Raw genomic sequence first — 26,168 nt, 5'->3', positions numbered from 1 at the left:
CTTCACAAAGTCTAACAGACCCGCTTCGGGCCTGTCAGGAATGGTCGCCGGAAATGGCTTAGAAGAGTACGCGGCAGCGCAGGGTGCCGGGGATATTCTTCAGCTTTTCCAGTGCCAGGTCGGAGTACTCGGCATCCACGTCGATCACCACATAGCCCACAGTCTCGTTGGTCTGCAGGAACTGGGCGGAGATGTTGATACCGTTGTCCGAGAACACCTGGTTGATCGCACCGAGCACGCCGGGTACGTTCTTGTGGATGTGCAGCAGGCGGTGCGCACCGGCATGGCTGGGCAGCGCTACTTCCGGGAAGTTGACCGAGCTGGTGGTGGTACCGTTGTCGGAGTAGAGCGCGAGCTTGTCGGACACCTCCACGCCGATGTTTTCCTGGGCTTCTACCGTGGAGCCGCCAACATGCGGGGTGAGCAGGGCGTTGTCCAGGCCGCGCAGGGGCGACTGGAACTCGTCGTCGTTGCCGCGGGGCTCCACCGGGAATACGTCGATGGCGGTACCGGCGAGATGGCCGCTTTTCAGCGCTTCCGCCAGTGGCTCGATCTCCACCACGGTGCCGCGGGAGGCGTTCAGCAGGATCGCGCCCTTTTTCATCTTGGCGATCTGCTCGGCGCCGATCATCCACTTGGTGGAGGGCAGTTCCGGTACGTGCAGGGAGACCACATCGGCCTGGCCCAGCAGCTCATCAAGGCTGTTGACCTGGGAAGCGTTGCCCAGGGGCAGCTTGGTGACCACATCAAAGAAGATCACGCGCATGCCGATGCCTTCCGCCAGCACCGAGGTCTGCGAGCCGATGGCGCCGTAACCGATGATGCCCAGGGTCTTGCCGCGGGCCTCGTAGGAGCCCACCGCAGACTTCTGCCAGCCGCCGCGGTGGCAGACCATGTTCTTTTCCGGGATGCCGCGCAGTAGCATGATTGCCTCGGCAATCACCAACTCGGCTACGCTGCGGGTATTGGAGTAGGGCGCGTTGAATACCGCAATACCCAGTTCGGTAGCGGCGGCCAGGTCTACCTGGTTGGTGCCGATACAGAAGCAGCCCACCGCGATCAGCTTGTTGGCGCTCTCCAGGACCTTGCGGGTAAGCTGGGTGCGGGAGCGGATGCCGATAAAGTGTGCGTCGGCAATCTTCTCGATCAGCTGATCTTCCGGCAGGGCCGTCTTGATGTACTCGACGTTGGTGTAGCCGCGGGATGACAGCAGGTCCACCGCAGACTGGTGAACGCCTTCCAGCAGCAAAATACGGATTTTGTCTTTTTGAAGAGACTTTTTCGGGGAAGTACTGGGCGGAGCCATAACGGATCTCTTGGCCGTGCGCGACAGCGAGGTATCGCGGCGTGTTAGCAATAACTGGTTGGAAGCCGCCGGGAGTCCGGCGAGGGCGGCATCATACCACAAGGGCTTTATAAAGCTTTATACGCAATGTTCATCCTAGGTATCGAATTTGGTTATGTATAAACACACTTACACCTGCAAAACTCCTGTCGACCTGCCGTTAGGCAAGATTGTGTGCGTCGGGCGCAACTACGCGGCCCATGCGGAGGAGCTGAACAACCCGATTCCCGAGGAGCCGCTGCTGTTCATCAAGCCGGCCACGGCGGCAGTCCCCATGGAAGAACCCGTACACCTGCCGCGAGGTCGCGGCAGCTGTCACTTCGAGGGGGAGCTGGCGCTGTTGATCGGGCAGCCTTTGACCGAGGCCAACGCTGCAGACGTGCCCGCAGCCATCGCCGGCCTGGGCCTGGCGCTGGACCTGACCCTGCGGGACCTGCAATCGGACCTCAAGAAACTGGGCCAGCCGTGGGAAAAAGCCAAGGGATTCGACGGCGCCTGCCCGCTGTCCCCGTTTGTGAAGCTGGACTGGTTGCCGGATTGGGACAATCTCACCTATACCCTGTGGCTTAACGACGAGATCCGCCAGCGGGGAAAATCCAACCATATGCTGACCCCGATCCTGGACCTGGTGGCCTATATCAGCAGCCACTTCACCCTGCTTCCGGGGGACGTGGTGCTGACGGGCACGCCCGCGGGCGTGGGAGAGCTGCACGTCGGGGATAAAGTGGCGATGGGGCTGGAGGAAGACTGGCTGCGGGTGGAGACCCTGGTGTTTTGATAGCGGTATGAATAACGGCAAGCTAAGATTGTTCCATTTTAAAACCCCCACTAAGATGCGCGTTTCTGTACTCAATCAGCGGGAAAAGCGATGACAGATCTCAACCAAAAGACCACAATCCGCATCCTCACTACCGGTGGCACCATCGAAAAGAGCTACTGCGAAGCCGAGGGCACCCTGAAAAATCGTGCCTCGATAATTCGCGACGGTCTGATCTCCAGCCTGCGCCTGCCCTATACCCATCTCGAGCTGGACAGCGTCCTCAACAAGGATTCCCTGGAGATGGACGACAGTGACCGCGACCAGATCTGTGCCGCCATCGCCGGTACCGCAGAGAAAGGCGACCCCATAGTGGTACTGCATGGCACCGATACCATGTCTGTCACTGCCGATTACTGCTACGGCAAGATGGGAACGCCCAAGGTGCCGGTGGTGTTTACTGGCGCGATGAAACCCATGGGCTTTATCGACTCCGATGCCCGCCAGAACGTTACCGAAGCGCTGCTCACCGCGCGCCTGGTCGAGCCCGGCTTCTATATTGCTTTCCACAACCGGGTGTTCCCGATTCCCGGCGCCCGCAAAAACCTCGAAACCGGCACCTTTGAGGCCATTTGACCGCCGCTTGACCCGCGCCAGCACACGCCCTGCGGGATGCCCGCCCGCAGGCGCGTCATGCCTCTGAAGCTCCGTCGAAAAACCTACACAGTCGCAGGCTACACTGTTACCCTCTGCTTTCCTTTGATTTGTGATCACATTTTAGGTATAAACTGAATAATCCTTCAGTTTTTAATCTTATAGCAAGAATAGAGGTGTGCCATGGCAGAACAACAAACTCCGCAAACCCTGCAGGAATGGCAGGCGCTGGCCGCCGACCTGCAAATCGAGGGTCGCGCCTTCATCAACGGCGAATACGTTGATGCGCTCTCCGGCCAGACCCGCCCTAGCATCAACCCCGCCGACGGCAAGGAGCTGGCTCAGATCGCCAGTTGTGGACCGGAAGATGCCGAGCGCGCGGTCAAAGTGGCCCGCGACACCTTCGAATCCGGCGTCTGGTCCCATATGCCGCCGATGGATCGCAAGAAGATCCTGGTGCGCTTTGCCGAGCTGATCGAAGAGAACAAGGTTGAAATCGCGTTGCTGGAAAGTCTCGACGCCGGCAAGCCCATCAGCGACACCATGAACGTGGATGTGCCCAGTGCGGTTACCACCATCCGCTGGAACGCCGAGGCCATCGACAAGATTTACGACGAGATTGCGCCCACCGGCCCCACCGAGATCGGCCTGATTACCCGTATGCCGCTGGGCGTGGTGGCGGCGATCGTGCCGTGGAACTTCCCACTCTCCACCACCGCGTGGAAACTGGGCCCGGCGCTGGCCACCGGCAACAGCGTGATCCTGAAGCCCGCCTCCAACACCCCGCTGACCGCCATCAAGCTGGCGGGTCTGGCGAAGCAGGCTGGCGTGCCCGACGGCGTGCTGAACGTACTGCCTGGTCCCGGCAGCTCCCTGGGCAAAACCCTGGGCCTGCACATGGATATCGACGGCCTGACCTTCACCGGTTCTACCGAAGTGGGCAAGACCCTCACCGAGTACTCCGGCCAGTCCAACCTCAAGCGCACCTTCCTCGAGCTGGGTGGCAAGAGCCCGAACATCGTGTTCTCCGATGCGGACCTGGACAAGGCAGCAGAAGCCGCGGCACTGGCGGTGTTCTACAACCAGGGCGAAACCTGTACCGCCGGTACCCGTCTGCTGGTCGAGAAGGGCATCGCCGATACCTTCATCGAGAAGGTGAAGAAAGCTTCCGAGCGCTTCAAGCCGGGCCACCCGCAGGACCCGAACAGCGTGATGGGCGCACTGATCGACCAGAGCCAGTTCGACACGGTCGAGTTCTACGTGGCCAAGGGCCTGGAGCAGGGCGCGCAGCTGGTATGCGGCGGCAAGCCGGCAGACGCTGTGGAAGGCGGTTACTACTACGAGCCGACCATCTTCAGGGGTGTGAATGGCGATATGACCATCGCGCGCGAGGAAATCTTCGGCCCGGTGCTCTCCATTATCGAGTTCGAGACCGAAGAAGAGGCGCTGAAGATCGCCAACGATTCCATTTACGGCCTCGCCTCCGGTGTCTGGACCAAAGACATCAGTCGTGCGCACCGCATGGCCCGCGACATCCGCGCCGGTTCTGTGTGGATCAACAACTACTTCGGCGGCGACATTACCGTGCCCTTCGGCGGCTTCAAGCAGTCCGGTAATGGCCGTGACAAGTCCCTGCACGCGCTGGACAAATACTGTGAGCTGAAGTCCACCTGGATCGACATCAGCTGATCCCGGATTTGATTTTTCCCTATTCGACTCCATTTGGGCCGCTTTAGCGGCCCTTTTTTTTGCTGTTCAGGTTGCAGTCATACACCGGAAGGAATAATGGGAATGTCACCTGAAATGTGACCTGCAGCGAGCGCGCGAACCGGTCGACGGTATACGATATCGCCCCTGTATCTGGGAAATGAATGACTGACGGGAGTAACCACTCATGTTGAAGAGCCTGACTAGCGTACTTGTCGCAATCGCCCTCGCGGTGCCGGCCACCACCGTACTGGCCAAACCGGATAAAGGCGGCGACCTGCCTCCGGGTCTGCAGAAGAAGGTCGAGCGCGGCGGTGAACTGCCTCCCGGCTGGAAGAAGAAGTTGCGCCCCGGCTACGTGCTCGAGGACGAAATCTACCGCCATGCGGTCATTGTGAAGCCTGTGGACAGCCGCGGGCTGGTTACCGTGCGTATCGAAGGGGAACTGGTTCGCCTGATGCACGCCACCCACGAGATCGTCGACATCCTCTCCCACTGACACACGTCCATTGAAACTGGGCGCGAGTGCGGGGCCACGCTATACCTTCGGGTAGTTGTGTTTCCGCATTCGGGTTCGTATGCCCGGGGAGATAATCCATGGGTGAATATCACCACGGCTTTTCTGTCAGTATCGAACGCACCGGAGATGAACGGGTGCTGTTGTCGATGCATGCCCGCGGCAAGCTGCAACACGAGGATTATGAAACCCTTGTGCCCATGCTGGAGTCCGCCATCGCCGGGATGGACCATCCCAAAGTAGATGTATTGTTCGATATGCGCGACCTGGCCGGATGGGAAATCCGTGCCGCCTGGGATGACCTAAAACTGGGCCTGAAACACGGTCGTCAGTTCAACCGTGTCGCCATGGTGGGCGATAAGCAGTGGCAGGAAGTCGCGGCCAAAATCGGAACCTGGTTTATCGGTGGCGAAGCCAGGGTATTCGACGATAAGACAGAGGCCTTGGCCTGGTTGTCGCAAAGCGCATAAACTCTCCCCTCAGATAATTCCGAAGACGGCCCCTGCCGCAAGACAGGGGCCGTTTTCTATACGTCTATCATTCGCGCAATATCAATAATTACTACGCAAAACGGGGAAACATCATGTTCGAATGGATTGCGAGCCCGGAGGCCTGGATCGCCCTCGCCACCCTGGCCGCCCTGGAAATTGTTCTGGGGATCGACAACATTATTTTTATTTCCATCCTGGTCGGCCGCCTGCCGGAAAAGCAGCGCGAGTCTGCACGCTTTATCGGCCTGGCACTGGCGATGATCACACGGTTGGCGCTGCTGTTCTCCATCGCGTGGATCATGGGGCTCACCGAACCCTGGTTCACCGCCTTTGGCGAGGAGATTTCCGGGCGCGATGTGATCCTGATTGGCGGTGGCCTGTTCCTGCTGTTCAAGGCAACCCATGAGATCCACAACAGCCTCGAAGGCGAGGATGGCGGAAGCACCAGTGTGGCGACGGCAACTTACGGCATGGTGCTGGCACAGATCGCGGTACTGGACATCGTGTTCTCACTGGATTCGGTGATTACCGCGGTGGGGCTGGTGGACCATATTTCCATTATGGCCATCGCTATTATCCTGGCGGTGGGGGTAATGCTGGTAGCGGCCAAACCCATCGGCGATTTCGTCGATCGGCACCCCACCATCAAGATGCTGGCGCTGTCATTCCTGATTCTGGTCGGTGTAACCCTGATTATCGAAGGCTTCGACGTGCATGTACCCAAGGGTTATATCTACTTCGCAATGGCCTTCTCCATGGCCGTGGAAATGCTGAATATCCGCATGCGCAGCAAAAAAGCCGAGGCGGTGAAGTTACACAAGCCGATCCGGGAAGAATAAGCAAACCTGTCCGCGGTGGTAAATAAAAGGGGCGGATAACCGCCCCTTTTTTATTTCCTTCACCTGGCCGTGAATTACTGGCAAAGGCTGCGGATACCGTGCGCCTCCTGTGCTGCATCCATCCACTGATAGACATCGTCGTCAGCGAAATAATAGTAGACCGAGTCGTTCGGCAGAATCAGCACCGAGATACCACCGTAGCCGGACATAAACGGCAGCCACAGCGGGTTACTGCAACCGCTCATATTGCTGCTCACTTCGTGCGCCCAGAAACCATTGTTGTACTTGTAGTCGCTGAGGGGTTCCAGGCCTCGATCGGCGCTATCTCTTTGCAGTGCAGCGTCCAGTTGCCCCTGATGCAGAACGGTTTGGCTACCGCCGGACAGGAAGGCACCGATTTTGGCTACATCGTCCCGCAGCCACATTAACCCCCAGCCGGTGAAGGGCTGCTGCACGCTGTCGTAGGTGCGGCGGGTAAATTCTGCGGTCGGGCTGACACCCAGCGGAGCCAGTACTTCATCGAGCAGGATGTCAGTGAAGATATCGCTGCCGCTCCCCTCGATACCCTGCAGGTAGGCGTTCATGGCGGTACCCAGAATGTAGGTGTCCGAGGTGTGGTAGACCCACTTGGTGCCGGGCGTTGCCTTGCGTGAATATTTTGTGCAGCTGTAGTTGATCTTGCTGGCATGATCTTCCGGCAGGAACAGGTCATTGGTATGGCTGGCACCTTCGTCGCTCATGTAGCCGGCCAGGTTGTAGTTACCGGTGCCCATATCCAGCGCGTTGTCAAAGGTCACATCGTTCCAGTTCCCGTTGCTATTGCACTCGCTGATATAACTGCCGATGGACTGATTAAAGGTGCCGGGGTATTTCTGCTCCAGGCGCATCAGTGTTCCACCGGCAAATACCGACTTTGCGCTCGAATAGGACGGGACAACCAGAGACTCACAGTAGGGGTACATACCCTGCCGCGTACTGCAGCCGCCCACGTAGTGGGTGCCATCAATGACAAAGCCCACCAGGGAAATTGCCAGCGGGTCCTTGCCGTTTGGCGTGGCGAAAGCGCTGTAGTCGGTGCCCGGGTAGTCCTGCGCCAGTGCACTCAGCGGTTTGCTTGGCATACGTTGAGCAACTTCAGTCTCGTAGTCACTGACCAGTGTTGCGCTATTACTGACAGGCTGCGGTGTGTAGCTGGCGGACAGTTGTCCCCACATATCAAACTGATAGTACAGGCAGGTTTCACTGGCGATCTGGTAGGCGACATCGGAAACCGAACCGTCGTCCTTAAACAGGAAGCTCATGACCCCGTTGTGCATGCAGTTGGCGTTTTTCTGTTGCAGCGCGAAGGGCAGGGCAGCACGGCTGTATCCTGAATCACCCGTTTCATTCCATACGCGACCAGGAGTCAGAACATACTCCCACTCCGGGTGCGTGCTGGGAATGGAGCCGCGCTGTTTGGGAACAATATGGCTGCCAGTCTGCACAAACTCGAAATTGAACTCCGGCAGGTGTTTGCGTGTTGCATCCTGAGTCCCGGTATAGCGGAAAGTATCCTTTTGTTCATTGAAAGCGCCACCCGTGGCTTCACCAAAAAGTTCCAGTACACCTTCAAACTGGTTGCTTGGCATTGCCGCCTCTGCGGGCAGGGCATAGTGGGAGAAATCAACAAGACTGCCCGGGTCGCTGCCAGTGAGTAGCGTGGTCAGCGTCAGCGCGGAGCGGGAAACATTGCCGCTGCCGGTCAGCGGGTCAAAATCTTCAACACTGCCGCCGCCCTGGCTGGAAGAACCGTTCAGGGTGATGGTCACACTGGACTCATCCGGGTCATTGGAGGTCAGTGTTATGCCACTGTTGAAGCTTCCCTCGGCGGAGGGCGCAAACGCAACGGCGATCGCACAGCTGCCACTGGCTGGCACGGTCCCGCAATTGTTGCTGGTTATACTGAACGGCGCCGCGGGAGTGCTGCTGTTGCTGATGACCAGTGCTGCAGAACCCGTGTTGGAAACGGTGATCGTCTGTGTGCTGCTATTGCCCGGGGCAACGTTCGCGAAGGTGACACTTGCCGGAAAATTGATATCGGCCTCTGTGGGGGCGCCGCCGGTACCGGTAACCAACGCCTGGTGTCCGTAACAATAGTCTCCAGTGGTCGAGCCGGTACCGCGAAATCGGAGTTGCACGCCGGTATTGTTGTCGATCCCCGAAGGCGAGGTGTTGACGCTGAACTGGGTACCGTTGTCGTCACCATTGGCAACGGTAACCGCCGTGGTCCAACTACTGCCGTCATCGGTCGAGATTTCGCCATAGCAGTACTCGCCGTTTTCCAGCGAGCTTGCGGACAGCGTCAATGATACGGAAACCGAAGCATAGCCGGCGGTAGAAAGCGAATGGGTTGCCGTGGAGCCCGCGCGTAAACGGATGGTCCCATTATGCGCATCTACATTGCCGACTGTGTTCCAGTCACTGATATTGCCACTGCCAAAACTATCGGAATAAATCGTTTCTGCCTGCGTGCTGGCAGAGGCTGCCAAACTCAACAACAGAAATGCGGCCACGCATCCTGATTGAGATTGTAAGTAACTCGATTTCATATTCGCACCTTGATTATTTTTATGAGCTGGGACAGCACCGGTGTATACAGCGGGCACACTCTGGTGCATGTGAGTAACATGAACTTTCGCAGTGAAGTTCTGTAGGGCCAGCTTTATCAGGTGCGTAGTGCCAGTGGTTATTTGTCGGGAATGAACTCCCTGCGCGCAGGTCGTGAAACCGGATCCGCGCAGGGGGAAAATCGTTACTGGCAGGCGCTCTGGATCTGGTGTGCCTCTTGTACAGCTTCGAGCCAGTAGTAGGTGTCGTTGTCGCTGAAGTAGTAGTACACGCTGTCGTTCGGGAGCAGGACTATAGTGATGCCCCCGTAACCCGAAAGGAACGGAATCCACTGTGCGCCGCTACAGCCACTCAGGCTTCCGGAAATATTGTGTGCCCAGAAGCCGTTGTTGTAGCGGTAGTCTGTCAGTGGCACTGTGCCCGCGTCGCTACTGTTGCGTTGCAGGGCAGCGTCAAGCTGGGTGCTGTCGAGCATCGCCTGGCCATTTATCTCGCCACCCTGGATGCCGACAAAGCTGGCAATTTTTGCCACATCGTCTGGTAGCCACATCAACCCCCAGCCGGCAAAGGGTTGTTCCACGGCATCGTAGGTACGGCGGGTGTACTGGCCAGTGGGGCTGACACCGATGGGCGCCCACAGGTCGGTGACAATGGTGTCGTCGAAAATATCCGCGCTGCTTCCCTGCTGTCCCTGCAGGTAATCGTTCATATGGGTGCCGGCAATGTAGGTATCTGAGGTGTGGTATACCCACTGGGTTCCCGGTGTTGCCTTGCGTGTGTACTGGCTACAGCTATAGCTGATTTTGTTGCTGTGGCTGTCAGTGAGAAACAGGTTGTCGGTGTGGCTGGCTCCCTCATCCTCCATATAAGTTGCGTTTGCGTAATTACCGGTAGCCATGTCCAGCAGGTTGTTCAGCGTTACATCAGACCAGTTGCCATTGCTGTTACAGGCCGGTACATGGCTCGCAACGGTGGTGTTGCGCACGCCGGGGTAAAGTTTCTCCAGGCGCATCATGGCCACACCGCCAAAGAATGATTTGGCCGAAGAGTAGGACGGCACCACCATGGAGTCACAGTAGGGGTAGTTGCCATAGCGGGTGACACAGTCGCCGCGGTAATGCACACCGTTATATACAAATCCGGCAGTGGAAACGTGGCTGGCGTCGGTACTGTTTGGCGCTGCAAATGCGGCAGGATCGGTACCCGGGTAATCCGTGCTGAGCGCCGACAACGGTTTGGTTGGCATGCGGTCGGCAATTTCTGCCTGGTAGTCCTGAATCAGCTGGCTCTGGCCGGCAATGGTTTCCGGTGTGTAGGCTGCACTGAGCAGCCCCCACCAATCAGCCTTGAAATACAGACAGGTTTCACTACTGATCTGGTAGGCGACCTTGGAAATGGAGCCATCATCCTTGAACAGGAATGTCATTACGCCGTTGTGCATGCAGTTGGCATTGCGTTGTTGCAGGGCGAAGGGAATGGCTGCACGGCTGTAGCCGTTATCGTTGTTTTCCTGCCAAACTCGACCCGGTGTCAGCACATATTCCCAGTTGGGGTGCGCGCTGGGGATGGAACCGCGTTCCAGCGGGAAAATGTGACTGCCGGTCTGAATAAACTGGAATGCAAACTCGGGCAAGTGTTTGCGTGTGTTGTCACTACTGCCGGTGTAATTGTAGGTATCTTTAACTTCGGCAAAGCTCCCTCCGGTTGCTTCGCCGCTTAGTGTCAGCGTGCCGGCAAACGCATTCTGCGGATGCGCGGCATTTTGCGGTACGCCGTATGCAGAAAGGTTTACGCGGCTGCCCGGATCGCTACCGTTCATTAACACGGTATAGGTCAACAGGCTGCGGGATACGTTTCCGGATCCAGTCAGTTCATCATAGTAATCGTCGTTGCTTCCACCACTACTACTTCCACCACTCCCGGTATCAACATCTCCGGTCACCAGAATGTTGTCACCGTAACAGTAATCGTAATAGTCGTTGCCAGCATTGCGATAACGGATCATCAGTTGGGATTTATTATCCGCATTGATGGCCACACTGTTTGCAGTGTACAGGGCACTGTTGTCCTGCCCATTGGAAAGGGTAATCGCATTTACCCAGGAGCTGCCGCCATTATTGGAGACTTCCGCCACACAGGTTTCACTGTACTCAAGGGAATACGCCGAAATATCCAGCGAGATATTGACGTTCACGTAACCAACTGTGGACAGGGTATAAGTAGAACTGGCGCCACTGCCGCGCAGGCCAATAGAGTAATTGCCGTAGTACGCGTTGGCATACACGGTGCCGGTTGTACTCCAGCCAAAGATGTTGCCGTCCTGGAAGTCTTCATCGAAAAGGGGAGCAGCCTGGATCGTAGGCGCTGCACAAGCGCCGAGAAACGCTGCCGTTATAAGGTGCCGAAGTATTTTCATTTTCTTAAGACCCTCGCGTCGAAGGGGTGGCTGGGTATCGTGCGCCTTTCATTAAATCCCGGTCAGCGCGCGACCTGAATATTGTGCTTTCAGGTTCTCGCAGTCCCGTATCGTTCGTTAGCGCCACTTGCGCGGCAGCGTTGGATCCAGAGGCGACATTGATAAATGGGTTGCCTGAAAAATGATCAAATTCGAAATGCATCACGCTTTGTGAGACATTAATCACACCACCAACACCAATTAGAGGTGATACAGAGATGGTTGCGATTGCCGGTATGGATACATGGCGCCGGGCTGGCCGGGTAATTTTCCGGGTCTGCAGCCTGGTGATTTTCACGTTGCTCGTGGCCTGCGGAGGTGACCGAGCAGAGAATAATGTGCAGTCAGCGGCTACTCCGGCCGAGCAGCAGTTGGGAGAAGAGGGCCATATAGCGCCCGAAGAGCCCCTGATCCCAGAATTTGAAAACTATATCGAACGCGGCGATCTGGATGCGATTGCCGAGCGCGAGACCCTGCGGCTACTGGCGCCGCGTGGGCTGGAAGAGGAATCGCTACCCCGCGACGGCCTGCCTACCGGAGAGTGGCGCGCACTGGCGGAAAAGTTTGCAAACGAGCGCGGGCTGAGCCCGCAGTGGGTATATGTGGATAACTTTGCCCAGTTGATCCCGGCGCTGATCGAGGGGCGCGGTGACCTGATTGCGATCAACTTTTCCCGCACCCCGGAGCGCGCCAGGCAGGTCACCTTTACCCGGCCGCTGGAATACGTGCAGGAGCTGCTGATTACCCGACGTGACGGTAGCAAAAGTGATGCCCCGCTGGAGGTGGCACTGAGAAAAGGCAGTGCGTTCGCAGAAACGCTGAACCAGCGCGCCGATACCGAGCGTCCCCTGACACCGAAATATCTGGAAGGCCCGGTTACCCAGGATGAGCTGCTCGGCGGCGTCGCCAGCGGCGAGTTTGCGGCGACGGTAATCGACAGCAACCTGGCCGATGTACTACTGGCAGATTACCCCGCTCTACAGGCAGAAGACCTGCGCGACAAGCGCCGCGCTATCGCCTGGGCGGTACGTCGCGATGCGCCGAAACTGGAGCGCGCGCTGAATGAATACTTTACCCGCGAACATCTCGAGGCAGCCCAGCGTCGCGGCAGCGCACTGCGGGACTGGGATCAGATTCGGGAGACTCGCACTCTGCGGGTACTTACCCGCAATCACCCGGCTTCTTATTTCATGTGGCGGGGCGAGCTGATGGGGTTTGATTACGACCTTTTGCAGCGCTTTGCCAGGGATCACGGCTTGCGCCTGAGCATGGTGGTGCCGGGGCCGGATGTGGACCTGGCGGAGGCACTGGCGGCAGGGCTAGGCGACGTGATCGCAGCATCCATGACCGTAACCGAGTCACGTAAGCAGCAGGGCCTGGTATTTACCCGCCCGTATATGCAGGTAACCGAACAGCTGATCACCGCGGCGGACAATACCGTTGAGAGTACGGAGGCGATCCCGGTGACGCAGCAACTGAGCGGCCAGTCTGTCGCGGTCAATCCGCTCAGCAGTTTCTACACCAGTCTCACCGCTCTGGCAGCCGCGAGTGAAGTGCCCATGGAAATCCTGCCGATAGCCGGGGCGACGACTGAACAGCTGATCGATGGTGTGGCAACCGGGCGCTACGATTACACCGTGGCGGATTCGCACCTGCTAGAGATTGAGCAGACCTACCGCGATGACTTCCAGGTTATCGGGGATCTCGGCGGCGAGCGCGATATCGCCTGGGCGGTACGCAAAGACCAGCCCGCGCTGCTGGAGGAGTTAAACGGGTTTCTTAACAAGTATTACCGCGGGCTGTTTTTCAACGTCACTTACAACAAATACTTCCGCGAAGAAAAACGCATCAAGCAGAAGCTGGGAGAGCGTCTGCGGAATACCAGTACGCTCTCTCCTTACGATCCGGTCGTGCGCAAGCACGCGGTACCCGCCGACCGGGACTGGCGTATGATCGTTTCACAGATGTATCAGGAGAGCCGTTTTAACCCGCGGGCCAAATCCTTTGCCGGCGCGCGCGGCCTGATGCAGGTGATGCCGCGCACCGCGCGCCAGATGGGTATATCCGATCTGTACCAGCCGGAAAATGGCATTCGGGCGGGAATTTCCTATCTGGGCTGGCTGGAAGAGCGCTTTCCCACAAGCCTTGCCTTCGACCAGAAAATTTACTTCACCCTGGCCGCCTACAACGCTGGCCACGGCCATGTGAGGGACGCGCGCGTGCTTGCAGAGCAACTGGGGAAAGACCCGGACCGGTGGTTCGACAATGTGGAAGACGCGATGCTGTTGTTGTCACAGCCGGAATACTACAAGAAGGCGCGTTTTGGATATGTGCGGGGCCGGGAGCCGGTGAACTATGTGCGCGAGATCCGCGATCGCTATTTCGGATATGTCTCGGTGGCGCGCAATGAAAGGATGGCGGAACAGCAGTAGACGCTATCCGCGTTGGGCACAGTTGGTGAAGGGACTTGCCGACTGTGCCCGCGCAAAGTATCAGACCCGGGCGGTTACCTGAATCTCGATCTTCATGGCATCCTCCAGCAGTCGCGCCTCAAAAAAGGTTGCTGCCGGGCGCACATCCCCCAGCCACTTTTCGAACACCGGCCAGCAGGGCTTGAAGTCCTCGCGGTCGGGCAGAATGTAAGTCACCCGTACGATCTTATCGATACCGCTGCCCGCTTCCTGCAGCGCCTGCTCGATATTGCTGAAGCACTGATCCGCCTGCTCCGTCACATCGTCGCTGATGCTGTTGGTGGCATAGTTGAAGCCGGTAGTACCGGAGACAAATACATAGTCCCCATCGACCACCGCGCGGGAATAACCGATTTTTCGTTCAAAGTCCGATCCACTGGAAATCAGTTTTCTGCTCACAGAAATTCTCCTTGATATGGGGCTCCGCCCGATACGGGCCCCCGTGAATATTGGGCGCGGGATGATGCCACACTCTGAACACTTCACCTAGCACCCGAAGATTTCCGGTGACTACTGCGGGGTCACGTGCGACCGCGAAAAAAACATCTAATTCAACTCTGGCACGAATTTATAGTGGCTGAGATACGCAAAAAAAGGTGATCTAATACTGGCCTGCTTGAATCTGCACCGGGGTGCAGTCATCAAATAATCGAACAATCACAGGAGGTGATCGTCGTGCCCGTATTCGCCTATCAATCCCTCAATTCCGGCGTCCAGGTCGATCATGGTGTGGCCGCATCCAACTCCCAGCGCTTTACCAAAAGTACTCACACGAATATCGCCAAGAGTGACAAGCCCTGGATGTTGTCGATGCCTATAGCGGAAGGTGCGGCACCGGATGTGCCGGTTCACGGCCCCGCGCAGTTGCTACCCACCGCAAAGGATATCTACAAAAAACAGGGGCGCTTTACGGATAAGGTTTTTCTGAACCTGGTGGAGGGAAAAGCGCGCCAGACTCATCAGCACCTGATCCGTTCACTCGGCCAGTGCAGTGTGCTGGTGTACGGTGAACTGGATGGCAATCACAGCGAGTGGCAGAGCATGCAGCAGCACGCCGGCAACCTGTTGACCGCAACCAGTACCGGCAAAGCGTGCAATAGCTTCAGCGTGCATACCAATGGCTCCGGTAGCCACCGTTTCATCCAGGCCGGTATGGGCTGGATTGCCATCGAGAGCGACGGTATCCGCGCGCTGTTCGTGCACGTGCCCAACAGCGTGGCCACCAAAAAGGACCTGACCAGGAAATTCTACAGCGACATCCACTCCCGGGTTCTGCAGTCCGAGGGCGGCGGTGTGATTGATGTCATCATGGGCGATACCAACCAGCCGAGTGTGGGTTATACCCAGGAAGTGGTGTCCGGTGCGATGGGGCAATCGTTTGCGGAGTTCCACCAGGGCAAACAGATCCAGCCGGAAGATGCTTACCAGCGCAGCTTTGGCGGCACCAACAGCAATGCCAGCAAGAAATACGATGTGGCGGTCTACAACACCAACACGGTAAAGATCGAAAACCTGGTTTACCTCTCCCAGTGCGTGGATGTCGCCGGAGCCAGTGGCGCCGCGGCGATTACCGACCACATGGGAATCGGGGTCAAGATCGCCAGGGTGTGAGCGCCGTGGCGAATTTTCAGCATTCAGCTCAGGACTTGGCTAAGGGCTCGGCTTAGGACTCGGCATCACTGTCAGCGGTCAGTTGTGCCTGTGACAGTGCGCGCCGGCTCTGCAAGCGGTACACATTGCGCAGGTTGTGCTCGGCCGCGGTGTTGCCTCTGTCCAGTGCCAGCGCCTGGCTGTAACTCAGCTCTGCCAGTTCCAGATTGCCACCCCGTCGGTGGACATAACCGAGGGTATTCCACAGCAGGCTGGAGGCGGGGTTGAGGGTCAGGGCCTCCTGCAACATGTCGACCGCTTCTTCCCGCCGCTGTTCTTTCTCCAGTTCCAGTGCGCGGTTGTTCAGGTACAGGGACTGCACCGTGGCATCGGCCAGTCGCTTGTGCCGGTGTGGGCTGCGCGGATCGAAGTTGAATTCGAGAATGCGCGTGGACCAGCCGAAGGAAACCTCCGCATTGATATGCAGGATATTCTGTATCAGTGCATTGCCACCGCTTCCCGACGTTGTCCTGCGCCCCATGGGGGCATATACCCGGTTGAAATGGGCTTCCAGCCCCACCTCCCGCGCCAGCGCCACCATCAGTGCAGAAAATGAAATACAGTTGCCGCGGCGCTCGGCAAACGCCTCCGCGGCGGTGGCGGTGGTATCGAGATCGTAAATCAGTTCAAAACGCTGTTGCTTCAGGGTGCGCAGAATCTGGCGGAATCGCTGGTTGGGGCTGAGGGATGGATCGATCGAATCCACAAACGCCCGCATTTCCGGACTGACCGCAAGCAATCCCTGTGAGTAACCGGGCCCGGCCAGTGCGGATGCTCCCGGTTCCATTGATTGGCCGAAGGTGATTTCCAGTGCTTCTGCCAGTGATTCGGCCTGATCTTCGCTCAGGGCCGCCTCACCGGTGGTGATAGAACCCCCGCTTAGTGCCCGTGGGGGCGCGGAGCTGGGAGTGCCCGCACAACCCAGCTGTAGCGCCACGATAAAAATTGCCATCCATCGCATGAGATATTCCCCTTGGTTTTTCCTCCTGTCATGTTGCTGATGGACGCACAAAAATATTGAGCCAGATGCAGCGTGTCGATGAATGTACTGAAAGTGTCGTTGAGTCGAAGGGCGCGAGGGCAGGGCTGCGGCGAGCGGAGTGATGGCACCGGTGGGCCGAATGAGGCGGGTGGGGGATTTGGCGACAGCGGGGCTGTGTCAGTTTTCAGTGTGTGGGTCGTTCTTCACCAGGTGGAAGCGACTGCGGCGAGCCTCGGCGATTTCAGCCCTGCGTTTCAGCTGCCGCTCCATTTTTCTCTGTGACTTTTCTTCATCGGTGGGCCAGGTGTCGGCTTCCGAAAGGGTATACAGCACCGAGCGCCACAGTCTGGAAACATTGAGACGCAGGGGGTTGTTGATGATCGGGTAGCGGTGTTCGGGATCGCAAACCTGCAGCCAGCCGTGCAGGGAATGATGGACCGACAGCGTGGCCCGCACTTCGCCGGCGCGGGCCGCCAGCTGGATAAATGCAGAATGCAGTTGCGGGCGCAGATTGCTACTGCCTGCGAAAAACTCTACGGCGTGTTCTGCATACCTGAGTTTCAGTCGGTGCCATTGCCTGAGAGACATAATTGGATGTTGTCGTTGTTATGTAACCGGTTGAACGAGAGGAGTGCGCTGTCTAGCGAAATGCCACGCAGGCCGGGCTGCGTACCCTGAGGACAGACTCCTGATCGAAAGCCCGCTTGTAGTGATCGATCGCCGCGCTGATCGAGGACTCGACCTCTGGACTACCCGAATGTACCAGCGAGAGCACATAGCTTCGCTCGCGCAGTGGAACCCCGGCGGCGGGCTTCCACTGTCCTGCGGCCGGGATCACGGTCAGCCCGTCCGCGAAATGCCGGGACAGGACTTCGTCCACAAAACCTTGCCACTGTGTCTCGGACACCTCCGCAACAGGCGGACTGCCAATGGCGGTGCCGAAATACAAAAGGTCGTGAAATTGCCGGGTTTCCCCGGGCTGGCAGCGCAGTGCCGATGGGCCGCCACAGGCCGCAATCGTGGCAACCATTAACGAAGCGAACAGTAGTTTTATGCGTGTCCCGTGCATTCTTCTTAATGCCATTCGCCAGTAACGAGGCTTCCCGCCTATCAAGTCTTACATTGAAAGCTTTGGGTAATAAAGAATTCAAGGTACGCCATTTTGCCGCGGATGTAACCCCCGTCCCTTTACTGGTGGGACGAGGGAATTCGCGTCAGGCTGGCTGCGCTGCTAAGAGGGCAGATATACGGAGGGCGATCAGAAATGGTATTTCAGCAGTAGGTTGATATTGCGCTCATTGGAGTCAATGCCGAAGGTGCCGTCCTTGATGCCGAACTTGTCATTCCAGTGGACATACTCGATCCCGGCGTAGAGCTTTTTGGGGTGGCCACTGCGCGCACCGATATCCCACTTCAGCTGGGAAGTGAAATTCATGCTCGGGTGCGCATCTGCCGATGCGCTGGCCCAGTCGATAAACCCATCGTACAGAAAGGACTCGTTCCCCAGATTGAACGGCAGTCCCCACACCAGGGTCAGCTGTTCGTTGTCCGCCTTGTTCTCATTGGTGCGGTGATAGAGGTTGGCCTGCAGATAGGAGAATCCCGGGGCCGCCAGATCGAAACCGACCCCCGCGAGCTTGTTGACGAAGTGCGGGCCGGTGGCGGTGAGGTTGTCCGGGTCGTCCATATTACCGAGCTCCAACTGCCCCGCCAGCAAGACATCTTTTACCGGACCGTAGGCGAACTCGCGGCCACTCAGCTTGCCCAGGCTCAGGCGCGGGGAGACTTCGGTATACAGCTCGCTGGAGCCATCTTCCGAGGAGAGGTAATCCGAGAACAGGAACAGGTCTCCCCAGCTGTGGCCACTGGCGTGCTCAAAGGTGAGTACACCGCGGCTGCTGTCATCGGTGGAGAGGCTGTAGTTGACCTTGTAGTCCCGGCCGTACAGCGCGGTCAGGCTATTGTCCTGCCACAACACGTCGGCAGCTGCGCTGAGGGAAGTGCACAGGGTAAGCAGGCCTGTAGCCAGCGCGGGCAGGGAGCGGGGGAGCGTCATCGTAACCTCTGAATCGGCAGTGCGGCGCAGGCCGCACTTGGTCAAAAAATAGCCGCGAAATTTACCGGATTTGCCCGTGGATTTCCAAGATTTCTGAGCTGGTCTGGAATGGCGAAGGCAATGCTGCGCAAGCGGGGCTGTTGCTGGGAAAATATGCTGTTCATTCGGCGTTTGGCGTAATTTCAACCCCTTTCTCTCGGGTGGTGCTTGGCTGGCTGCGCCGTGAATTGAAGGCGCAGTATGCCGCTCCCCGTCTACTAAAATCTGTTTACCCGTGCAGCACCACAAAAATTTCGGCAAGAGGAATCCCCATGAAATCCAACTGTATGCACTTGGCAATACCCGCTGGAGACTTGCAGGTAACTAAGGCGTTCTACTGTGATGTGCTGGGCTGCAAGAGCGGCAATAGTGAGGAGGGGCGCTGGGTGGATATCGATTTCTGGGGCAACGAACTGACCCTACACCAGAGTGCGGAGCAGTTACCCAATGTGCGCCACGAAGTGGATATGGGTGCCGTGGCCGTACCGCATTTCGGTGCGCACCTGTCGGACGCGGAGTTCCAGGCACTCAAGGCGCGTATCGAGGCTGCCGGACTGGAGTATCTGGACAAACCCTATCGCCGATTCGTAGGGGACGAATACGAGCAGGAGACGTTTTTCATCAAGGACCCCAACGGCAACGTGCTGGAAATGAAGTCCATGGTGAACCCGGATCTGATGTTCAAATAAGACTGCGCTCGTGGCAGGGAAGGTTTCGTACCACTATTGACCCGATATACTGGTCGCCACTTCCTCAATTGCAGTTTCTCCCTATGTCCCACCAAACCGAAGCCGCTGATCCTTCCGTGCAAGCCGCGTCGGCAAGCTCAGCCGCAAGTATGAATGCGCGTCAGATGATGGCTGCGCTTTGGCAGTTTATGCGGCCCTACAAGAAGACTTTATTTGGCGCGGCAGTTGCCCTTGTGTTTACCGCTGGCGTCACCCTCGCCATTGGTCAGGGCGTGCGCCTGCTGGTCGACAAGGGACTGACCGGAGACTCCAGCGCCGCGCTTGGCCAGGCAGTACTGGTACTGATGGTGCTTGCGGTGCTGATGGCCATTGGCACCTACGCACGGCATTACCTGGTGTCGTGGATGGGGGAGCGGGTGGTGGCGGACCTGCGCAAGGCGGTGTTCGACCATATCGTGACGCTGCACCCGAGCTATTTCGAGACCAACCGCAGTGGCGAGATCATGTCCCGCCTCACCACTGACACGACACTGCTGCAACATATTATCGGCACGTCGTTTTCCATGGCGCTGCGCAGTGGATTGATGTTTGTGGGCGCGTTGGTGCTGTTGCTGTTCACCAACCTGAAATTGAGCCTGATGGTGCTGGTGGGGGTGCCGTTGGTGTTGTTGCCCATCGTGCTGTATGGCCGCCGGGTGCGGAAACTGTCGAAGGCCAGCCAAGACTCGATCGCCGATGTAGGCAGCTACGCCGGCGAGATCATCCAACACATCAAGACGGTGCAGAGCTACACCCGCGAACAGCACGAGCAGCAAGCCTTCTCCGCGGAAGTGGAAACCGCGTTTGATGTCGCCAAACAGCGGGTGCGCCAGCGCTCACTGTTGATCGCGGTGGTGATCCTGCTGATGTTCGGTGCGGTAAGTGCACTGTTGTGGGTGGGCGGCAATGACATGATCGCCGGACGTATGAGCAGTGGCGACCTGGCCGCGTTTGTATTCTACGCCATCATGATGGGCTCGGCGGTGGCGACGATCTCCGAGGTGTATGGGGAGCTGCAGCGAGCCACAGGCGCCACCGAGCGGCTGGTCGACCTGCTGAATGTTCAGGCGGAAATTCCCGCGAGCAGCAATCCTGTCGATAGCGAGCTCCCTGCTATTGATACAGAAGCCGAGCTGGTGTTCGACCGGGTAGCGTTCAGCTATCCGTCGCGACTGGACCGACCGGCGATCGACGGTCTCGATCTGACAGTGGCGGCGGGCAAGAGCCTGGCCCTGGTGGGCCCCTCCGGCGCGGGTAAGTCCACTTTGCTTGAGCTGTTGCAGCGGTTCTACGATCCCAGCGGTGGGCGTATCACCCTGGATGGGGTGGACATCCGGGATTTGGATACCGGCACCCTGCGTCGTCAGATCGCCGTGGTGCCCCAGCAGCCGGCGCTGTTTACCGCCGATGTCTGGTACAACATCCGCTACGGCAAACCGGATGCGACCGATGCGGAGGTAATCGCCGCGGCAAAGGCCGCCCACGCCCACGAATTTATTGAGCAGCTGCCGGATGGTTACAACAGTCACCTGGGTGAGCAGGGTACCCGTCTGTCCGGTGGCCAGAAGCAGCGGATCGCCATTGCCCGCGCAATCCTCAAAGACCCGAAAATCCTGTTGCTGGACGAAGCCACCAGTGCGCTGGATGCGGAGAGCGAGTACCACGTGCAGCAGGCGCTGGAAGCACTGATGAAGAACCGCACCACCATCATCATCGCCCATCGGCTGGCGACTATCCTGCACGCAGACAGTATCGCGGTATTGGATCGGGGACAGCTGGTGGCACAGGGTACCCACGGAGAACTGATCGCGGCGTCGCCGCTGTACAAGCGCCTGGCCGAATTGCAGTTTCAGGATGTGGAGGCACCCGGCAGGGCCTGACAGGGAGTTATCCGGGATAAATCCGCAGTCACTCCGGACGGAAGGTTGCGGGGGTTGCCTTGGTCCACTTTTTGAAAGCCTTGCGAAAGTTTGATGCATCGGAAAAACCGACCCGCGTGGCAATTTCCGGCACACTCATCGAGGTCTGCTGCAAATACTGCAGGGCCATTTCCTTGCGGGTCTCATTCAGCACGGATTGGAAACTGTGCCCACTTTGATTGAGCCTGCGCCCCAGCGAGCGAACCGATAATCCGAGTGCTTTTGCCACCTCGCCCGCGTCGGGAAACTCGCCGGGGTTTTCCATGAGCATTGCCCTTACCTGATGGGCAATGCTGTCTTCGGACTCCAGTTCCGCCAGAATGGATTCACAGGATTGCACGCATTTCTGTAGCACCAGCGAACTTGCATAGGGCGCCCTGTCGTAAAGGTGCGCGGCATCAAACTCCAGCCGCAGTGTCGCAGCATCAAATACAACCGGACAGTTGAAGTGTGCCCGGTAACTTTCGCCGTAGCCCGGATCCGGGTAGGGCAGGTACAGGCGCAGGTTATGCAGCGGTCGCTTCAACACGTCTTCACACAGGGCGACGATTGTCCCTATCCAGAACTCCGAGCAGATTGGCAGCACCTCAGGGGCGACCCGTATCTGACTCGCCTCAATCCGCCCGATATTGTCTAGTGCTATTGACCGCGGGGCTGGCCAGGCGGAGATAGCGCAGCCCCAGCTCGAAAGCATCGGCCATGCTGCGGGCGCTGATCAGCGTGTAGCCGATCACCCCGAAATCTGAAAACCGGGCTTCTCGGCTCGCGTGTAAACCGATATCCGCCCGCGGCGTGAGGCGCACCGTATTTTGGAAGATCACCTGTATCTGACCGAAAGACACCCGCGCTTGCGGGTTATCCAGCTGTCCCTCCAGGACACCGCTGCCTTGCAGCACTTCTCGCACCGGCACGCCAAATCCTGCCAGGGTAGATATCAGGCGAGCAACACTGTGGAGCAGATAGGACTTCCTTTCCCTTTCCGGCTGAAAACTAGAGAAAAGTTTCACTTCTGGGGCGCTTTTTGAGGTTTTTCGGTAGGTGCAATATTGGTTATTAAATCACCGATTGGCGGAAATGGACACCCCCGTGTCCCCAACAAACCTTATTTGGGTTGGCGCCTTATGGTCCCCTATGGGCAAGTTCGGATGAGGGTATTTCGCCGGTAGCTGCCGGCTTCCCACACCCGAATACAACGCTAAAAACGATGCCGAAAAATAGTAATAACGAGAGAAAGACCATGAAAACACTGTCCAGTGCCATCGCGCTGTGCGCAGCGCTGTGTAGCGCCTCCACCTTTGCTGCAGAAGCCGGCAGCCACCTGATCAAGATGGGTGCAGGTACCGTCAGCTATAACAGCGAATCTACCGAATTGAGCGACAACATGGGTATGGGCACCGCCCTGACCCCGGCCGGCATCACCGCGATTGCCGATGACCACAGTGTCACCCTGTTCTCATACGACTACTTCATTACCGACAACTGGTCCGTGCAGTTCGCTGCGGGCACGCCGCCGACGGTAAAGCAGGTTGCCACCGGCACTGCCGCAGCCCTGGGTGAGGTGGGTGAAAGCAAGGCGCTGACCCCGGCCGTCATCGGTCTTTACCACTTCGACCTGGGCAGCAAACTGAGTGCCTACGTGGGTGCCGGCGTTAACTACGCCAAGTTTATGGATGTTGAGATTTACGAGAGCTATGAGCACGCATTCGGCGGCGAAAGCGAAGGCACTGTCGAAGACAGCGTGGGAGGCGTGGTGAAGATTGGCGCGAACTACGCGCTGAATGAAAGCTGGTCAGTGGACCTGGCGTATTCCCGCTACTGGGTGACCAGTGATATTGAAGTTACCACCGATACCCCGCAGATCGGGGATGTTACCCGCTCCATCAGTATCGATGTGGACCCGGACATCTATTCCCTGACGGTCGGATATCAATTCTGATCAAATTGGACACAAACAAAAACGGGCCCCGAAGGGCCCGTTTTCACATCAGTAGGGGATTAAACCACTACGATGTTTTCAGCCTGCGGGCCTTTCTTGCCTTGAGTTACGGTGAACTCAACGGCCTGGCCTTCGGTCAGGGTGCGGAAACCGGTGCTAGCGATAGCGCTGAAGTGTGCGAACACGTCCGGACCGGACTGCTGCTCAATAAAACCAAAACCTTTTGCTTCGTCGAACCATTTAACGGTTCCAGTCACTGTATTAGACATATCTAATTTTCCTGAAATTAAAAAGAGTGTTGCCTCGAGAGGCGGGTGGTGCTTGATGTAAAGGCTCTTAGTAACTGCAGGACACGATATGAATAAAACGTGGCATTGCGAGTACGACAGCGATATAGCGGTATCAATAAAAGTCTTTCTTTCTAGCAGGGGCCACTCTATAGGGAAGTGATCGCCCTGTCTAGAAATTGTTCAGTAATTAGTCGATACAATTCGAAGTTTTTGGCGCCAATTTGCCCCGTTAAGGGTTATCAGGCGGCCTGTGCCTCTGCGCGGGCCCGATCGGCGAGGTATTCATCGTAGGTACCCTGGAAATCGACCAGCTGCTTGTCCTTGATCTCCAGCACCCGGGTGGCCAGGGAGGAGACAAACTGGCGGTCGTGGCTGACGAAGATCAGGGTGCCTTCGTACTGGGACAGCGCCTTGTTCAGCGCCTCGATGGACTCCATATCCAGGTGGTTGGTGGGCTCGTCCATGACCAGCACGTTGGTATCCATCATCATCAGCTTGCCGAACAGCAGGCGGTTCTTTTCCCCACCGGAGCACACCCGCGCCTTCTTGTTGGCGTCGTCTGCGGTAAACAGCAAGCGCCCGAGCATACCGCGTACCGCCAGGTCATCGTGCTTGGGAGTGCGCCACTGGGACATCCACTCGAAGATGGTCAGATCGTTGTCAAAATCCGCGCTGCTGTCCTGGGGACAGTAGCCGATGGCCGCATTTTCGGACCATTTCACCACGCCGCTGTTGGCCTGCAGCTGATCCACCAGACAGCGCAGGAAGGTGGTTTTGCCCACCCCGTTCTCGCCGATCACCGCCAGGCGTGCACCCGCTTCCAGAATCATCTCGCCGCCGGCGAACAGGGTCTCACCGTCATACCCGTGGGCCAGATCTTCCAGGGTCAGCGCCTGTCGGTGCAGTTTCTTGCTCTGCTGGAAGGTAATGTAAGGCTTTACCCGGCTGGACGGCTTTACCTCCTCCAGCTTGATCTTCTCCATCTTCTTCGCCCGCGAGCTGGCCTGCTTGGCCTTGGACGCGTTGGCAGAGAAGCGGTTAACGAAGGATTGCAGCTCTTCCAGCTCCGCACTCTTCTTGGCGTTCTCCGCGTGCAGCTGCTCCTGGATCAGGGTGGAGGCAGCCACGAAGTCCTCGTAGTTACCCGGGAAGACGCGCAGCTCGCCGTAATCAATATCCGCCATATGGGTGCAGACCTGATTCAGGAAGTGCCGGTCGTGGGAAATGATGATCATGGTGGAGCGGCGCTGGTTCAGCACTTCCGCCAGCCAGTGGATGGTGTGGATATCCAGGTTGTTGGTAGGTTCGTCCAGCAGCAGGATGTCCGGATCCGCAAACAGGGCCTGCGCCAGCAGCACGCGAACCTTCCAGCCCGGTGCCACCTGCTTCATGGAGCCGAAATGCAGGGATTCCTCGATACCCGCCTCCAGCAGGATCTCGCCCGCGCGGCTCTCCGCGCTGTAGCCGTCCAGTTCTGCGAACTGCACCTCCAGGTCGGCCACGCGCATACCTTCTTCCTCGCTCATTTCCGGCAGCGAGTAGATACGGTCGCGCTCCTGCTTGATCTCCCACAGGCGGGTATCGCCCATGATCACCGCGTCGACTACCGAGTACTCCTCGAACGCGAACTGGTCCTGGCTCAGTACACCCACGGTGCAACCGGGCTCGATGGATACATTGCCCGCAGACGGCGCCAGCGCGCCACTCAGGATCTTCATGAATGTGGACTTGCCGCAGCCATTGGCCCCGATCAGGCCGTAGCGGTTGCCGTTGCCGAACTTGGCGGAGATGTTTTCAAACAGCGGCTGGGCACCAAACTGCATGGTGATATTGGCGGTGGTGATCAAGAGAATATTCCCGGGGGCTTACAGGTGGGCGGTATGTATGAATGAGCGTCTTCGATAACGGCCGCCACACACAGAAGCGTGGCGGGCCGCGCACTATAAGGGCTTGCGGGCAGGGTGTCGAGAAATCAGCCTAAAAATTGAGCATGCAGGCGGGGGAGAGCCGGTCGAGTCCGTGCAGTGGTCTACGCCGGCTTGCGCAGTGATCTGGTCAAGGCGTGGAGCAGGCTTACCGGGTTGCGAAGCTTTCCACCAATATTTACCAGTCGCCACTGTTCCGGATTCAGCAGCTGTGGTTGCTGCTCAGCGAAGAGCCGATAGAGGTGATAGCGGGTTACCGCCTTGGCGATACTCCAGTCCGGACGCCAGATTCGGGAGCGCAGCGTGGCACGCTCGAAATCCACCAGCCCGACATTGCCTTCTGGGTCCACCAGGATATCGCGAAGCGGCAGGGAATGGCGTGCTACACCCGCCGCAAGCATCTTCTCGACGATGGCCGCCAGGTCTCGCAAGTTGCGCTCACTGAGAGATTTAACCGAAGCGCCAGGCAGGCGTGACATTTCCAGGAGAAGTGAAGTATCCGCCGTGCGGATCAGCTGAGGGAAACCTACCACACCGCGCAACCGTTGCAGGGCGGATTTTTCCACGCGATAACGCCGCTGAACGCCCGGGCGTTGTTTGAAGTACTTCGTCACCGACTTAGTGCCGACTTTGAGCAAAATCTTGCGGGTTTCGTAAGTACCATTGATGACACTTTTTCCCGTCGCACGGGAGCGAATTACATTTTCCATGAAACGTCCCTGTTTCATTGGATCTGCCAAAGGTGTCAGCAGATCAGCTCGAGAAATCATGCGCCAATCGATAGCTGCCAATGTGGTCTT

General features: G+C 57.8%; 24 protein-coding genes. 11 read left to right on the top strand and 13 right to left on the bottom strand.

Features of this window, described 5'->3' with window-relative positions; all coding sequences use genetic code 11:
- Window positions 1–58: 58 nt before the first annotated feature.
- Window positions 59–1,306 carry a phosphoglycerate dehydrogenase gene (gene serA / locus HUW35_RS04440; protein WP_181254422.1) on the bottom strand — a complete coding sequence of 416 codons (1,248 nt, stop codon included), beginning with the start codon at window positions 1,304–1,306 and terminating at the stop codon, window positions 59–61.
- A gap of 154 nt (window positions 1,307–1,460) precedes the next feature.
- Here serA and HUW35_RS04435 point away from each other — a divergent pair, with 154 nt between their 5' ends.
- The 6 genes from HUW35_RS04435 (at window position 1,461) to HUW35_RS04410 (ending at window position 6,310) form a co-directional block, all read left to right on the top strand.
- Window positions 1,461–2,123 (top strand): fumarylacetoacetate hydrolase family protein, encoded by a 663-nt coding sequence (locus HUW35_RS04435; protein ID WP_181254421.1) that lies wholly within the window; start codon window positions 1,461–1,463, stop codon window positions 2,121–2,123.
- A 90-nt stretch (window positions 2,124–2,213) separates the two neighbouring features.
- Window positions 2,214–2,738: an asparaginase domain-containing protein gene (locus HUW35_RS04430; protein WP_181254420.1), complete on the top strand. Its 525-nt coding sequence runs from the start codon at window positions 2,214–2,216 to the stop codon at window positions 2,736–2,738.
- 201 nt (window positions 2,739–2,939) lie between these two features.
- The gene (locus tag HUW35_RS04425) at window positions 2,940–4,445 is read left to right on the top strand and encodes an aldehyde dehydrogenase (RefSeq protein ID WP_181254419.1); all 1,506 of its coding nucleotides are present in this window, start codon (window positions 2,940–2,942) and stop codon (window positions 4,443–4,445) included.
- A 205-nt stretch (window positions 4,446–4,650) separates the two neighbouring features.
- Complete coding sequence (locus HUW35_RS04420; protein WP_181254418.1) at window positions 4,651–4,962, top strand: hypothetical protein; 312 nt, start codon at window positions 4,651–4,653, stop codon at window positions 4,960–4,962.
- 98 nt (window positions 4,963–5,060) lie between these two features.
- Window positions 5,061–5,450, top strand: a complete 390-nt coding sequence (locus HUW35_RS04415) for an STAS/SEC14 domain-containing protein (RefSeq protein ID WP_181254417.1) — start codon at window positions 5,061–5,063, stop codon at window positions 5,448–5,450.
- 113 nt (window positions 5,451–5,563) lie between these two features.
- The gene (locus HUW35_RS04410) at window positions 5,564–6,310 is read left to right on the top strand and encodes a TerC family protein (RefSeq protein ID WP_181254416.1); all 747 of its coding nucleotides are present in this window, start codon (window positions 5,564–5,566) and stop codon (window positions 6,308–6,310) included.
- A 74-nt stretch (window positions 6,311–6,384) separates the two neighbouring features.
- On the opposite strand, the gene HUW35_RS04405 is transcribed toward HUW35_RS04410, so the two are convergent.
- Together HUW35_RS04405 and HUW35_RS04400 are read right to left on the bottom strand one after the other, a co-directional pair.
- Window positions 6,385–8,862: a choice-of-anchor D domain-containing protein gene (locus tag HUW35_RS04405; RefSeq protein WP_255463491.1), complete on the bottom strand. Its 2,478-nt coding sequence runs from the start codon at window positions 8,860–8,862 to the stop codon at window positions 6,385–6,387.
- A 239-nt stretch (window positions 8,863–9,101) separates the two neighbouring features.
- The gene (locus HUW35_RS04400) at window positions 9,102–11,333 is read right to left on the bottom strand and encodes a hypothetical protein (protein WP_181254414.1); all 2,232 of its coding nucleotides are present in this window, start codon (window positions 11,331–11,333) and stop codon (window positions 9,102–9,104) included.
- Window positions 11,334–11,710: 377 nt separating this feature from the next.
- On the opposite strand from HUW35_RS04400, the gene HUW35_RS04395 reads away from it, so the two are divergent.
- The gene (locus HUW35_RS04395) at window positions 11,711–13,804 is read left to right on the top strand and encodes a transporter substrate-binding domain-containing protein (RefSeq protein WP_181254413.1); all 2,094 of its coding nucleotides are present in this window, start codon (window positions 11,711–11,713) and stop codon (window positions 13,802–13,804) included.
- A 60-nt stretch (window positions 13,805–13,864) separates the two neighbouring features.
- On the opposite strand, the gene HUW35_RS04390 is transcribed toward HUW35_RS04395, so the two are convergent.
- The gene (locus tag HUW35_RS04390) at window positions 13,865–14,242 is read right to left on the bottom strand and encodes a RidA family protein (protein ID WP_181254412.1); all 378 of its coding nucleotides are present in this window, start codon (window positions 14,240–14,242) and stop codon (window positions 13,865–13,867) included.
- A 276-nt stretch (window positions 14,243–14,518) separates the two neighbouring features.
- On the opposite strand from HUW35_RS04390, the gene HUW35_RS04385 reads away from it, so the two are divergent.
- Window positions 14,519–15,454: a hypothetical protein gene (locus tag HUW35_RS04385; RefSeq protein WP_181254411.1), complete on the top strand. Its 936-nt coding sequence runs from the start codon at window positions 14,519–14,521 to the stop codon at window positions 15,452–15,454.
- A 52-nt stretch (window positions 15,455–15,506) separates the two neighbouring features.
- Here the strand turns inward: HUW35_RS04385 and HUW35_RS04380 are convergent, their stop codons facing one another.
- The 4 genes from HUW35_RS04380 to HUW35_RS04365 form a co-directional block, all read right to left on the bottom strand.
- The gene (locus HUW35_RS04380) at window positions 15,507–16,454 is read right to left on the bottom strand and encodes a transglutaminase domain-containing protein (protein WP_181254410.1); all 948 of its coding nucleotides are present in this window, start codon (window positions 16,452–16,454) and stop codon (window positions 15,507–15,509) included.
- Between the two features lie 198 nt (window positions 16,455–16,652).
- The gene (locus HUW35_RS04375) at window positions 16,653–17,063 is read right to left on the bottom strand and encodes a hypothetical protein (RefSeq protein ID WP_181254409.1); all 411 of its coding nucleotides are present in this window, start codon (window positions 17,061–17,063) and stop codon (window positions 16,653–16,655) included.
- A gap of 52 nt (window positions 17,064–17,115) precedes the next feature.
- Window positions 17,116–17,559 (bottom strand): DUF3574 domain-containing protein, encoded by a 444-nt coding sequence (locus tag HUW35_RS04370; RefSeq protein ID WP_181254408.1) that lies wholly within the window; start codon window positions 17,557–17,559, stop codon window positions 17,116–17,118.
- Window positions 17,560–17,733: 174 nt separating this feature from the next.
- The gene (locus HUW35_RS04365; RefSeq protein ID WP_181254407.1) at window positions 17,734–18,531 is read right to left on the bottom strand and encodes an outer membrane protein OmpK; all 798 of its coding nucleotides are present in this window, start codon (window positions 18,529–18,531) and stop codon (window positions 17,734–17,736) included.
- Between the two features lie 311 nt (window positions 18,532–18,842).
- On the opposite strand from HUW35_RS04365, the gene HUW35_RS04360 reads away from it, so the two are divergent.
- Together HUW35_RS04360 and HUW35_RS04355 are read left to right on the top strand one after the other, a co-directional pair.
- Window positions 18,843–19,259, top strand: a complete 417-nt coding sequence (locus HUW35_RS04360; protein ID WP_181254406.1) for a VOC family protein — start codon at window positions 18,843–18,845, stop codon at window positions 19,257–19,259.
- Window positions 19,260–19,342: 83 nt separating this feature from the next.
- Window positions 19,343–21,178, top strand: a complete 1,836-nt coding sequence (locus tag HUW35_RS04355) for an ABC transporter transmembrane domain-containing protein (RefSeq protein ID WP_181254405.1) — start codon at window positions 19,343–19,345, stop codon at window positions 21,176–21,178.
- 28 nt (window positions 21,179–21,206) lie between these two features.
- On the opposite strand, the gene HUW35_RS04350 is transcribed toward HUW35_RS04355, so the two are convergent.
- The gene (locus HUW35_RS04350; protein WP_255463489.1) at window positions 21,207–21,911 is read right to left on the bottom strand and encodes an AraC family transcriptional regulator; all 705 of its coding nucleotides are present in this window, start codon (window positions 21,909–21,911) and stop codon (window positions 21,207–21,209) included.
- Complete coding sequence (locus tag HUW35_RS04345; RefSeq protein ID WP_181254403.1) at window positions 21,832–22,224, bottom strand: AraC family transcriptional regulator ligand-binding domain-containing protein; 393 nt, start codon at window positions 22,222–22,224, stop codon at window positions 21,832–21,834. Before HUW35_RS04345 ends, HUW35_RS04350 begins: the two co-directional genes overlap by 80 nt.
- A 230-nt stretch (window positions 22,225–22,454) precedes the next feature.
- Between HUW35_RS04345 and HUW35_RS04340 the strand changes: the two genes are divergently transcribed.
- Complete coding sequence (locus HUW35_RS04340) at window positions 22,455–23,153, top strand: OmpW family protein (RefSeq protein ID WP_181254402.1); 699 nt, start codon at window positions 22,455–22,457, stop codon at window positions 23,151–23,153.
- Window positions 23,154–23,212: 59 nt separating this feature from the next.
- Here HUW35_RS04340 and HUW35_RS04335 read toward each other — a convergent pair whose 3' ends face one another.
- The 3 genes from HUW35_RS04335 to HUW35_RS04325 form a co-directional block, all read right to left on the bottom strand.
- Window positions 23,213–23,422 carry a cold-shock protein gene (locus HUW35_RS04335; protein ID WP_078083408.1) on the bottom strand — a complete coding sequence of 70 codons (210 nt, stop codon included), beginning with the start codon at window positions 23,420–23,422 and terminating at the stop codon, window positions 23,213–23,215.
- Between the two features lie 260 nt (window positions 23,423–23,682).
- A complete protein-coding gene (locus tag HUW35_RS04330) occupies window positions 23,683–25,290 on the bottom strand; it encodes an ABC-F family ATPase (RefSeq protein WP_181254401.1) in 1,608 nt (535 codons plus the stop codon).
- 182 nt (window positions 25,291–25,472) lie between these two features.
- The gene (locus tag HUW35_RS04325) at window positions 25,473–26,078 is read right to left on the bottom strand and encodes a hypothetical protein (protein WP_181254400.1); all 606 of its coding nucleotides are present in this window, start codon (window positions 26,076–26,078) and stop codon (window positions 25,473–25,475) included.
- Window positions 26,079–26,168 lie beyond the last annotated feature (90 nt).

The sequence above is a fragment of the Microbulbifer sp. YPW1 genome, from assembly GCF_013367775.1.
GTDB lineage: Bacteria > Pseudomonadota > Gammaproteobacteria > Pseudomonadales > Cellvibrionaceae > Microbulbifer.
Note: the sequence above shows the minus strand (reverse complement) of the source record. Positions and strands in the feature narration are given on the sequence as shown.